At 60.4% G+C, this 8146-nt stretch carries 8 protein-coding genes and 1 pseudogene; 2 read left to right on the forward strand and 7 right to left on the reverse strand.

Annotated features, from left to right (window positions below; all coding sequences use genetic code 11):
- Positions 1-295: 295 nt before the first annotated feature.
- The 7 genes from HBA54_RS28355 to HBA54_RS28385 are packed head-to-tail and all read right to left on the reverse strand — an operon-like array spanning position 296 to position 6673.
- Positions 296-634 carry a ferredoxin family protein gene (locus HBA54_RS28355; protein WP_167232024.1) on the reverse strand — a complete coding sequence of 113 codons (339 nt, stop codon included), beginning with the start codon at positions 632-634 and terminating at the stop codon, positions 296-298.
- A gap of 4 nt (positions 635-638) precedes the next feature.
- Positions 639-1415, reverse strand: coding sequence for an enoyl-CoA hydratase-related protein (locus HBA54_RS28360; protein WP_167232027.1), 777 nt, complete (start codon positions 1413-1415; stop codon positions 639-641).
- Positions 1412-2578, reverse strand: a complete 1167-nt coding sequence (locus tag HBA54_RS28365; RefSeq protein ID WP_167232030.1) for a CaiB/BaiF CoA transferase family protein — start codon at positions 2576-2578, stop codon at positions 1412-1414. Before HBA54_RS28365 ends, HBA54_RS28360 begins: the two co-directional genes overlap by 4 nt.
- Positions 2579-2591: 13 nt before the next feature.
- Positions 2592-3959: an FAD-dependent oxidoreductase gene (locus HBA54_RS28370; RefSeq protein WP_167232033.1), complete on the reverse strand. Its 1368-nt coding sequence runs from the start codon at positions 3957-3959 to the stop codon at positions 2592-2594.
- A gap of 59 nt (positions 3960-4018) precedes the next feature.
- The gene (locus HBA54_RS28375; protein WP_205944974.1) at positions 4019-4822 is read right to left on the reverse strand and encodes an ABC transporter permease; all 804 of its coding nucleotides are present in this window, start codon (positions 4820-4822) and stop codon (positions 4019-4021) included.
- 5 nt (positions 4823-4827) lie between these two features.
- A complete protein-coding gene (locus tag HBA54_RS28380) occupies positions 4828-5598 on the reverse strand; it encodes an ABC transporter ATP-binding protein (RefSeq protein ID WP_205944975.1) in 771 nt (256 codons plus the stop codon).
- A 31-nt stretch (positions 5599-5629) separates the two neighbouring features.
- Complete coding sequence (locus HBA54_RS28385) at positions 5630-6673, reverse strand: ABC transporter substrate-binding protein (RefSeq protein WP_167232042.1); 1044 nt, start codon at positions 6671-6673, stop codon at positions 5630-5632.
- A gap of 147 nt (positions 6674-6820) precedes the next feature.
- Between HBA54_RS28385 and HBA54_RS28390 the strand changes: the two genes are divergently transcribed.
- Together HBA54_RS28390 and HBA54_RS29395 are read left to right on the forward strand one after the other, a co-directional pair.
- Positions 6821-7726 carry a LysR family transcriptional regulator gene (locus tag HBA54_RS28390; RefSeq protein WP_167232045.1) on the forward strand — a complete coding sequence of 302 codons (906 nt, stop codon included), beginning with the start codon at positions 6821-6823 and terminating at the stop codon, positions 7724-7726.
- 315 nt (positions 7727-8041) lie between these two features.
- Positions 8042-8146: pseudogene (locus HBA54_RS29395) on the forward strand (IS110 family transposase); the annotation flags it as partial.

The following is an 8146-nucleotide window of genomic DNA, read 5'->3' on the forward strand; positions in this document are numbered from 1 at the left end:
AGAGAATCACGACCAAAAGACTTCGGCGAGCCCTTTTTCAGCAGCCTGCTAACTGTTTGATGGCGGTCGGATTCACATGTTTTGGCGCAACCACGAAGTGGTTCCGTCAAAACATGATCCGATCTAGGTGTTTAGTCCCGGCATTTCATTATCGCGTCGCCGCGCGCTATCCCTGTAGCTTCCGTTTTTGAGCGTCCACTGGCGCTGCTCCGCAAGGGAAGCCTTCGCCGGATTCCTGTCCCCATCGGGTGCTGTCGGCAACGCGGCAACGACACCCCATCTCCCAGTTCTCTTCCTAGTTCGATTGTTTCTGGCCGCATAACCGAGACAACGCCGGCGGATCCGTAAGGGACGGACCGCCGGCCTTCCACCCACCCGGCTCCGCCAGACTGCCATCGGCTTGCCGAAACACCTCTGCGTTCAACGCCACAAAGGCTTCTTCGTCTTCGTTCACTTCATCGGCGTAGCGGATTGCATCCACGGGGCAAATGCTCTCGCACATGCCACATTCGATGCACTCGGTCGGATGGATATAATACATTCGCCCACCCTCATAGATGCAGTCCACAGGGCAGGACGTGGTGCAGATTCCATCCTTCACATCCACGCAGGCGCTGGTGATCACAAGGGTCACAACGTCACTTGCCTGTCCAGTTGGGGGGGCGCTTTTCCCGAAAAGCCCGCACCCCCTCCTCCGCGTCGCTCGATATCAGGGCGGCGACCAGGTCCGGTGTCTTATGAGCCTGGGCTTCTCCGGGCGACATCTGTTCGGTTTGACGGACGGCCGCCTTGATTGCCCGCAGCGACAGCGGCGCAGAGGCCAGGAGGTCGGCAATCCACCGATCGGTCTCGGCATCCAGCTCCGCGTCCGGAACGACCGCGTTCACAAGCCCGCAATGCGCCATTTCAGAGGCACTGACAAGCCGGCCCGTCATCATCATTCCAACAGCGACGTTGCGCGGTATGAGCCGGGGCAAGAGCCCCATGCCGCCGTCCAACGGCACACGCCCCACCCGCGCTTCGGGCAGGCCGAAGCGGGCGCTTTCAGACGCGACGACGATATCGCAGCCAAGCACCATCTCCATTCCCCCGCCAAGGGCCACGCCGTTCACGCGGGCGATCACGGGGACCGACAGACTCTGGCGTAGGGAAATAGCGCCAAAGCCGTTTCTACTCGATCCGGCCCAATACTCCAGACCACTTTGTCCGCTGTCGTCCTTCAGGTCGGCACCGGCACAGAACGCCCTGTCGCCGGCACCGGTCAGCACGACGCAACGGATGTCAGGCTCCTGTTCGATTGTCTGCCAGACTTTCTCAAGCGCCTGATGAGTGGCGGTATCGACCGCATTCATTCGTTCGGGCCTGTCAATGGTTACCCGCGCGACGTGCGAGCGAACATGAAAGTGAACTGTCATTCCGCTGCCGGATCCAGAACTTCACGGCCGATCTCCGCCAGCACCTCCTGGTTATGCTCGCCAAGGCGTGGTGGAACATGCCGGACAACGAGCGGCGCATCGCTCAGATGCACGGGCGAGCCGACAAGGGTTACCGACCCCAGGGTCGGGTGCTCGATGGGGCAAAGCATCTGGTTGATGTCGGTTTGCGGATCCGCCAGCGCCTCGCCCAGGGAACGGACCGGCGCGCAAAGCAGGTCCTGGGCCTCCAGGCGCTCCAGCCAATGCGCTGTGGTATTGCTTGCCAAGGCGTCACGGAAGGCGGCTTGCAGGAAGGGTTTTTTTGCCCTCTGGCTGGCCAGGTCAGGGTAGTCGGGCGATAAATCATCGATCTCCAGCGCATTGCAGATGTCCTGCAGGGGATTGGCTTTGAACGCCCCCACGACCACCAGGGCGCCGTCCGAGGTGTCGAAAACCCCGGTTAGCGGCATGGCGGCCCAGTTCAGCACGTCGCGGTGCTTCGACCACTGCGCCGCTTCCTGCATCTGCATTGCGATCATGCTGTCGTAAAGCGACACCTCGACCTTCTGGCCCTTACCCGTCTTCTCACGCATCAGCAGGGCCGCCAGAATGCCTTGAACCAGATGCATCCCCGCGGAATAGTCGCAAAGCGTTGTGGGGTAGATGGACTTTGGAATGGATGGATCCTGCGTCTTCTCCATAACCCCCGTCATCGCCTGTGCGAGGACATCCTGGCCGCCCTTGTGGGCATAAGGCCCTTGCGGCCCGAAGCCGGTGCCAGAGGCGCAGATGATCCGCGGGTTGATTTCACTGAGCGACTCGTATCCAAGGCCCAGCCGCTCCATGACACCCGCGCGGAAGTTGTCGACAACGACATCCGCGGTTTTGACAAGCTCCAAAACAATCGCCCGGCCTTCCTTGGATTTGGTATCGACCTCGATTGACCGCTTGTTGCGATTCAAAGAGGCAAAGACCGCGTTGTTCATCGCCTCCTCGGTTGAAACGCCGAAGAAGTTCCGCGACAGGTCGCCCGCGCCTGGCCGCTCAATCTTGATCACATCGGCCCCAAAATCACCAAGCATCTGTGTGGCGCAAGGGCCAAGCATGACCTGAGTAAAGTCAACGACGCGAACGCCGCTAAGCGGCATGGTTGTTTCTGACATATCTCCTAACCTCTTATTCCGCCGCGGCCGTGTTTTCGATCAACGCGTTGGCAGACGGCATGTCACCCGGGTCGGCACCTTGGGCGCGCATCTGTTTTTGAATCGCCTTGTAGTCGACATCGCGCAGCGCGGTGCCGCTCTTAAGTGCCAAAGCGACAGCCACACCCGTAGCCTCGCCTTGGGCCATGCAAGGCGGGATCTCACGTGACAGCTTCTGGGCATCGCTGTCGACCGAGTAGTGACGCCCGGCAACGATCAGATCGTCGATGCCCTTCGGTAAAAGCGCACGATACGGAGTATAATAATCACGCCCCCTGCAGACGGTATCGTGAAAGAAACGTCGCGACTTCACATCGTCCTTGGTAACCACATACTCGCCTTGCAGCAGCCTGGTTTGGCGGATGCCCATCTGCTCGGCTGCGCCCAGCATTCTGGCCTTCTCAAATCCGGGAACATTCTCTCGTGCAAACTTGAGCAAGCTCATCATACGGTCGCGGCCCTCGCATTCGGCAGCAACCATGCCGTCGACCGACAGCCCGTCATAACCCGGCATATGCGGACAGTTGCACCAGACGATGCCGGGAAGCGGCGTCTTGAGCCACCACATCCCCCAGGCACCGCCGATCACGCGCCGCGCCGCGCGGTCGAGCTTCTTGTATTCCTCGGGATGGGAAAATTCGAACTCGATGGCGCGTTCCGTGTCCACGTCCGACAGCCGGAAAACGGTGGTCACGATGAACTGACCGTCGGTGTAAGCGGCGCCCGCAGCCACACCCACGTCCAGATCGCCGGTGCCGTCCACGATCATCTTGGCGCGGATCGCCTGCCGCCCGAGCTTGGTCTGTGCGATCACGCCGGTGATGCGGTCTCCCTCGCGCAATACGTCGGAAAACCACGAATGGGTGCGCAGGTTGACCTTCGCCTCGCGCACCATGTCCAGGCTGACCCGCTTCCAGGCATCGGGATCGAAGGCCACCGCATGGATGATCGGCTGCGGCATCATCGCCTTGTGGAAGTCGATGCAGCCCCAGCGCGACCATTTCCGCCACATATCCCAGTTCGTCTGGCAGTCTTGCGGCGGCGGGTAGACCGCCGCCTCTTCGCGCTCCAGACGTTCGACGAACTCCGTCACGATGCCCGTCGTCACGATCTCGTTGCCCTCGTTCACCATGTCGTCGAGAACCAGGACCATCCCGCCCGAGGCCATGCCACCCAGGTGGTGATAGCGTTCAAGAAGCGTGACCGAACAGCCGTTCCGCGCCGCCGACACCGCGGCGGCATGACCCGCCGGGCCGGCACCCACGACAACCACATCGCAATCAGCGACGACAGGCACCTGGCCACCCTCGACTCGGACAAAGGTTTGTTGGCGGTCTGACATCGTATTTCCTTTCTAAGACTGGGCCCCTTGGGGTTCCCGAATGCTTTCCCTGCCCGGAGCTACCAGCGCACCGAGGCCTTCTCGGCCAGCGTCACCAGCGTGAAGAGCAGGACCGACAGGCCAGACGATACGAAGACGGTTGCGTAGAGGAGCGGCGAGCGGAAGTTGAAGGTACTGTCGATGATCAGCGCGCCCAGCCCCTTGTCCGCGCCGATCCATTCGCCAACGATTGCGCCGATCACGCAGGTCGTCGCCGCGATCTTGAGAGCCGAAAACAGGAAGGGTAGCGACGACGGCAACCTTATCTTCCAGAAAATCTCGGCTTTCGACGCCGAGAGAATCCGCACCAACTCCAGGGTCTGCGGGTTCACCGATTGCAAGCCCCTTACCATGTTCACAAGTGTCGGGAAGAAACATATCAGCGCAGCGATCACGACTTTCGCCGTCAACCCCGCGCCGAAGACCAGAACAAGGATCGGTGCGATGGCCAGAATCGGGATCGTATTGATGAAGACCGCGATGGGGAAAAAAGCCTTCTCAACCAGCCGCGAGTGAACGAAAGCCACCGCAATCAGGACCGCCGCCGTATTGCCAATGAAAAAACCCATCACGCTTTCAAAGAAGGTCGGCCAAAAATTCCGCATCAGCAGCGGAAAGTCGTCGCGGAAGACCGCCAGAACATCGCTCGGCGCAGGTGCGATATAGGTCGGAACGCCAAACAGCCGGACGCCCAGTTGCCAGACAACAAGGAGGGTAACGGCAGTACCAAGGGGGACCGCAATGTTTGCCAGGCGTAGCCTTACCTCGTCCGACACCCCTCCGGCCGGTCGGCTGCCCGTCGCGCTTGGGGTAGGTTCGGTCACGGACATCAGCACTCCTCAAGAAGGTCGCGCAAGCGTGCGCAGTAGCGGTTGAATGCCGGTGTTTCACGCAGGCGCATTTCGCGGGCGCCTGGCATATCTATGTCGACAATGGCCTTGACCCGCCCCGGATGAGCGCGAAGCATCAGGACTTTCTGTCCGAGAAAGACGGCTTCGGGGATTGAGTGAGTGACGAAAAGGATTGTCGTTCCCGTTTCCCGCCAGATCTGCAGAAGCTGCAGGTTCAGACGGTCCCGCGTCATTTCGTCAAGCGCGCCGAAAGGCTCGTCCATCAGCAGAAGCTTCGGTTGGCAGACAAGTGCCCGGGCGATCGCCACGCGCTGACACATGCCGCCCGACAACTCGTGTGGCAGCGCGTCTTCGCGCCCCTCAAGGCCGACGAGCTTCAAAAGCTCACGCGGCGTCCGCTCCCCCAGCGGAATCTTGACCCCGCGCTTGCGCCCGATCTCTAGCGGCAGTTCGACATTCTTAAGCGCAGACCGCCACGGAAGCAGCGTTGCATCCTGGAACACAAAGGCGAATTCCCGTGCAAGCCTGGCTGCCTCGGTCGGCTTTCCGAGGACCCTGACCTCGCCGGAAGAAGCCGGAATCAGGTCCGAGACAAGCCTCAGCATCGTCGATTTTCCACAACCCGATGGACCCAGGATCGTCCAGAACTCCCCTGCCATGATGTCGAGATTGATGTCGCTGAGCGCGGTGAAGTGACCGAACTTCACCGACGCCCCACGAAGCGATGCAGCCGCAGGCAGGTTCCCCACCGTTGCTACGTCTGTGCCATCCAGGGCGGCACTAGCCAATTTTCGGACGGACATCGGCTGTGGCGTTCAGAATATCGAGCGTCATGATATCGTCCAGCTGCGGCGCCGAACCGGTGAACTGTTTCAGGCCGTCATAGGTGTCGATCTGGGCCTGCCAGTTCTCTTTGGTCATGACACCCCAGCCGCCTGCGGCGGTCTTCTCGTTGAAGGAGTAGCCGAGCACCAGGTCGACGGCTTTCATCTCGCTATTTCGATCGAGGTTGGGATAGCGTTCAAGCAGTACCTCGACGGCGGCTTCCGGATTGGCATGAGCCCAGCCCCAGCCGCGTGAAATCGCCCGGATCGTCGCCACAACCTTGTCGCCATGGTCAGCCAGCACGTCGTCGGTCGTGTAATAGGGATTGGCATAGAGCTGTATGCCACTGTCCCAGAGTGACATGTCAACGCGCTCTTCGCCCAGAACCGACAGCGCGCCGACATTGGTTTTCCAACCCGTCGCAACGTCCACCTGACCGGTCTTCAGCGGCGCCATATCACCGCCCATGACCGAGACTTCAACCTGATCCTCCGGAATGCCGTTTTTCGCCAGCATCGCGCGCAGCAGAATTCGCGCCGTGCCCTGGGTCGCCACCTTCTTCCCGATCAGGTCTTGCGGCTTGCGCACGGGATTGCCGGACATCGAGAAATAGGTGAAGGGGTGTTGTTGATAGCCTGCGGCGATGCACTTGATCGGCAGGCCGGCCGAACGCGCCAGCATGAGGGACGGGCTTGAAGAGATCGATCCGAAGTTATTCGCGCCCGAGGCAACCGAGGCAACGCCGTCGATGTTCGGGCCGCCTGGCACGATCTGCAGTTCCAGCCCTTCCTCGGCGAAATAGCCAAGCTTGTCCGCCGCGACTTCGCCTAGAATGCCGTTCGACGCCAGCCATCCAAGCTGCATCCGGACCTTGTACATACCGGCCGCCGCGGCCGGTTTGATCGAGAGGTAGGTTCCGGTGGCGGCCAGCCCCGAAAACACGGCCATACCCTTGAGCACCGAGCGCCGGGCAAAGCCATAGGTGGTATCCTGCGTCATTCTACGCCCCTCCTGTTGTATTGAGAGAGATTCCGCATCTTCGGCGGATTTATTTGACGCTAGTCCCACCGCATGCGATGCGAGAAGGATTAATTTTCGCTAGTGGTGATGCTTTTTCTGCACCACCCCGGAGAGGGCTGCCCGACCATGCACGACAACTTCCTGCGCTATTTCGACGAAGTCGCCCGTCAGGGCTCCATTCGCAAGGCGGCGGCGGTCCTCAACGTCGCCTCCACCTCGGTGAACCGCAAGATTATCAGCACTGAAGAGGCGCTTGGCATCCGCCTGTTCGACCGGACGGCCAGTGGGGTGACGCTGACGAGCGCCGGCATCGTCGTCCTCGAACACTGCCGCAATACGCTCTTTGACTATGAACGCATCCGGCTCCTGATCAGCGATATTCGTGACATGCGCACCGGGCACATCGACATCATGGCGCTCGATTCCATCGCGCTCGGGGTGCTGCCCGACGCCTTAAAGCGATTCAGTGAAGCCTATCCCGAGGTCACATTCTCTGTCTCGACGGCCCAGCCGGACGAGATCGTCAAGGCTGTGGCGAAACGAGAGACCGACATCGGCCTGACATTCTGCAACGACCTGCATCCCGATACCCGGACCCTGGCGCAAAAAGCCGCCCCCATCGGTGTGGTTATGCCCGCCGACCACCCTTTGGCCGAGCGCAGCAAGCTCACCGTGGCTGACATCGCCGCTTACCCGATGGTGCGCTCGATCGATGCGCGTAAAGGCGACTCAATCATCGATCAAATCGTCTCGGACGTTGCGGAATCGCTTTCGACCCGACTCTTCACGAATTCTCTGCCGATGGCCAAACGGATGATCCTGCGCCGGCGTGGTATCGGTCTCTATACCAAGCTCGGCTTCCTTGACGAGATCGAGGCCGGCACGCTCAGCTTTGCGCAGCTCGACGTCGACGTCCTCCAGAATCTCAAGATCGGCGTGATCGTTTCGGCGCATGCAAACCTTGCTCCGGTAAAGCATCTGGTCTGCGTTGAGCTCGCCAAGGCCTTCCGCTCCGTACGCCTCGATTCGTGAGGTCCTGAGTGAGTGATGTGCTTTCGGGTTGCCTCCCGAACTGTCTTCGTTTGGCCTTAAGCGGCCGGTCGGTGGAGCCTTTTCATCACGCCCTCAGGTTTCGCGTTATGAGCCCTCCCTTTGGTTGCAGCTATGACCTTCATGGGCGCGAGCTCACCCCCGACTATATCCTCGACCATATTGTCCCCCACCAACGACAAAGGCCCGCCTGGCAGCGGACCATTGGTTTGTTGATGGTGTGGACGGCCTCCTCGATCGGCGTCTAGGCGCCATAATGGAGCTGTCATCGACTTCATTAGAAGGAGGCCATCCACCATGACGATTGCCACGATCGGCTTTGATCTGGCAAAGAACGTCTTTCAGGTACATGCCGTTGACAGCGACGGGACGGTTGTTGTTCGCAAACAATTGGGCCGCAAC

Origin of the sequence: Pelagibius litoralis (assembly GCF_011683915.1) — a bacterium.
GTDB lineage: Bacteria > Pseudomonadota > Alphaproteobacteria > Kiloniellales > Kiloniellaceae > Pelagibius > Pelagibius litoralis.

Bases quoted from the DNA above. Each gene is read 5' to 3' on its own strand.
- HBA54_RS28360 (WP_167232027.1), bottom strand. From the start codon at position 1,415: ATGACAGTTCACTTTCATGTTCGCTCGCACGTCGCGCGGGTAACCATT.
- HBA54_RS28365 (WP_167232030.1), bottom strand. From the start codon at position 2,578: ATGTCAGAAACAACCATGCCGCTTAGCGGCGTTCGCGTCGTTGACTTT.
- HBA54_RS28370 (WP_167232033.1), bottom strand. From the start codon at position 3,959: ATGTCAGACCGCCAACAAACCTTTGTCCGAGTCGAGGGTGGCCAGGTG.
- HBA54_RS28385 (WP_167232042.1), bottom strand. From the start codon at position 6,673: ATGACGCAGGATACCACCTATGGCTTTGCCCGGCGCTCGGTGCTCAAG.
- HBA54_RS28390 (WP_167232045.1), top strand. From the start codon at position 6,821: ATGCACGACAACTTCCTGCGCTATTTCGACGAAGTCGCCCGTCAGGGC.